A 3,051-nucleotide genomic window follows, 5' to 3' on the forward strand; every position below is an offset into this window, starting at 1 on the left:
CGACGAGGTCGCGCAACTGCACGCGCTCGAAGGTGGTGAAGCGACCGCCGCAATCGGGGCAGACGCGCCGCCTGCGGATCGCCGCGCCATCCTCGGCGGGGCGCGAATCCTTCACCTGCGTATCTTCTGACTGGCAATAGGGACAGCGCATGGAGAAGCCTTTGGTTGGCGAATCTGGTGAAGCGAAAGGCTTAGAGGTTTTTGCAGCGATGGCAAAGTGTCGCCAACAGCCCCTTGCCCTTCAGAGATAGCGAGGCGCAAGCAGGATTGCCAGCCTCGCCAGGCAGCCGCACCGCGTACCGATGTCTTCAGGGAGCTACGTCGGCGGTCGGGAATCCGCACGATGCACCGAGGCTGCGATAGGCCTTGGTGAAGCCATCCATGGATATGCTTCCAACAGGTGCGTCGCCAAAGGAGACATCAAGTACCGATGCCCGGCGCATGGCGCGCAAGAGCGCCAGGCTGATCTTGGCCTGATTGTCCACGGTCCAGCTGAGCCGGCCGTTGAGGGCGCCATCGGAATGGAGTTTGGCGGCGACACGGCCCTTGTCGTCGCCGAAGGTGGCGGCAATCGACTTGCCGGCCGGCAGACCCTTGTTGTCGACGGCGATGGTTATGGAGGGGTAGGCATCCGGCGGCAGTGCATCGCCGTTCGTGATGACGAGCGTCAAGGTACCGGGCACGCCGCCCGCGCCGATAAAGGCGGTCGAGGCCGCGCAGGTCTTGCGCAGATCCTCACCGGTGTCGACCTCGTCGACCAGGGTCGACCATCTGCCGAACGTTTCGAGCTTGGGTGCCGCCTGGGCGGGCGCCGCCGGCTCGGCCTGAGGTGCGGGTTGCGCGGGCGCGGGTTGAGCAGAGGCGGTCTGCGCCAAGGCGATGCCGGGGAAAGGCACGGCGATCAAAGCGGCCAGAGCGCCAACGGCACCAAGGTCGGCGAAACGAAATGGTCGCATCATCAAGGCTCCTGCCGGTCGCCCCGGCCTGCTGAAACGACGCTTGTCGTTGCAGCAGGCGGTAAGCCTTCCTATCGCGTCAGCCGAGATAGGGATAGAGCGGGAAGCGATCGGTCAGCGCCACGACCTTGGCCTTGACCGCAGCTTCGACAGCGGCATTGCCCTCGTCGGAATTCGCAACCTTGAGACCGTCCAGCACTTCGGCGATCAGCTTGCCGATCTCGCGGAATTCGGCCTGGCCGAAGCCGCGCGTGGTGCCGGCCGGGGTGCCGAGACGCACGCCCGAGGTGACGAAAGGCTTTTCCGGATCGAACGGGATGCCGTTCTTGTTGCAAGTAATGTTGGCGCGGCCGAGCGCCGCCTCGGCGCGCTTGCCGGTGGCGTTCTTGGGCCTGAGGTCGACCAGCATGAGATGGTTGTCGGTGCCGCCGGAGACGATGTCGAGACCGGTTTCCTTGAGGCTGGAGGCGAGCGCCTTGGCGTTGGCGGCGACGCTCTCGGCATAGACCTTGAAGCTCGGCTTCAGCGCTTCGCCGAAAGCGACAGCCTTGGCGGCGATGACATGCATCAGCGGGCCGCCCTGTAGGCCGGGGAACACCGCCGAATTCATCTTCTTGGCGATGTCCTCGTCATTACACAGGATCATGCCGCCGCGCGGGCCGCGCAGCGACTTGTGCGTCGTAGTGGTCACGACATGGGCGTGCGGCAGCGGCGACGGATGCACGCCGCCGGCGACCAGGCCGGCGATGTGCGCCATGTCGACCATCAGATAGGCGCCGACCGCATCGGCGATCTCGCGAAACCGCTTCCAGTCCCAGACGCGCGAATAGGCGGTGCCGCCGGCCAGGATCAGCTTCGGCTTGGTCTCATGCGCGGTCTTCTCGATGGCATCCATGTCGAGCAGATGGTCGTCCTGGCGCACGCCATAGGAGACGACCTTGAACCATTTGCCGCTCATGTTAACCGGCGAACCGTGGGTCAGATGGCCGCCGGAATTGAGGTCGAGGCCCATGAACGTGTCGCCCGGCTGCAAGAGCGCCAGGAACACGGCCTGGTTCATCTGGCTGCCGGAATTCGGCTGGACGTTGGCGAAGTTGCAGCCGAACAGCTTCTTGGCGCGCTCGATGGCCAGTTCCTCGGCCACGTCGACGAACTGGCAGCCGCCATAGTAGCGTTTACCCGGATAGCCCTCGGCGTACTTGTTGGTCATGATCGAGCCCTGCGCTTCAAGCACGGCGCGGGAAACAATGTTTTCCGAGGCGATCAGCTCGATCTCGTGGCGCTGGCGACCGAGTTCGTTGCGGATGGCGCCGAAAATCTCCGGATCGGCATCGGCCAGCGTGGTTTCGAAGAAGGATTTGAATTTGTTCGACACTGCCGCTGCTGTTGCCATGGCCTGAAATCCTCGAGGTTCGGGGGCAATTTTTGATTTATGCATGTCGTTGTCCCAAAACCGCTGCACACTTTTGGGCGACATGCATTTGCCGCGCCATTAACACAGTTGTTTTCGCCCCGCCACGTTTGCGGCGCGAAATTTGCTGGCCGGATTGCGCCAGCCTGGCCCGCGGGTCGTTATTTCCGAGCCTTCCGGCCTTTCAGCAAGGCCTCGGTGAGCGTGATCTCGGTAAACAGCGCTTGCGACGTATGGTCGTTGATCTCGCCGCTGCGAAACATGGCGCGCACGGCCTCGCGCTCGGCTTCGATGCCCGCAAATCTCAATTCGAGCTCCAGCCTTCCGGCTTCGCGCGCCTCGGCGCGGGCCTCATCGGCTTCGTCCGAGGCGGCGATGCGGCGCCGGTAGCCGGCGACGATGCTGTCGGCAGCGGCAAGCCTGGCGCCGGGCACCTCGCCTCCCTCATCATCGGCGGCTCCGGCAATGCTCTCGATGCGCGCGATTGCCGCCTTGGCGGCGCCCACGCGCGCCAGGCGCTCCTCGGCGGCGCCGGCATCCTCACCGGGCTCGACCAGCCCCCTGGCGATCGTCGGCAGAGCGAGGCTGGCGATGACCAGCGAGCAGATGATGACGCCGGCGGCCAGGAAAATGACCAGGTCGCGCGCCGGAAACGGCGAGCCGTCCGGCATGGCGAGCGGCAGT

Annotated in this window: 2 protein-coding genes and 2 pseudogenes; all 4 read right to left on the bottom strand. The window is 64.8% G+C overall.

The window, feature by feature from the left end:
- Positions 1-151, bottom strand: a pseudogene (locus EOD15_RS31645) (transcriptional regulator NrdR); the annotation flags it as partial.
- 157 nt (positions 152-308) lie between these two features.
- Complete coding sequence (locus EOD15_RS31650; RefSeq protein WP_127329727.1) at positions 309-959, bottom strand: hypothetical protein; 651 nt, start codon at positions 957-959, stop codon at positions 309-311.
- A 76-nt stretch (positions 960-1,035) separates the two neighbouring features.
- Positions 1,036-2,349, bottom strand: a complete 1,314-nt coding sequence (gene glyA / locus EOD15_RS31655; protein ID WP_127323029.1) for a serine hydroxymethyltransferase — start codon at positions 2,347-2,349, stop codon at positions 1,036-1,038.
- A 179-nt stretch (positions 2,350-2,528) separates the two neighbouring features.
- Positions 2,529-3,051, bottom strand: a pseudogene (locus tag EOD15_RS31660) (Na+/H+ antiporter); the annotation flags it as partial.

Origin of the sequence: Mesorhizobium sp. M7A.T.Ca.US.000.02.2.1, from assembly GCF_003996995.1 — a bacterium.
Classification (GTDB): Bacteria; Pseudomonadota; Alphaproteobacteria; order Rhizobiales; family Rhizobiaceae; genus Mesorhizobium.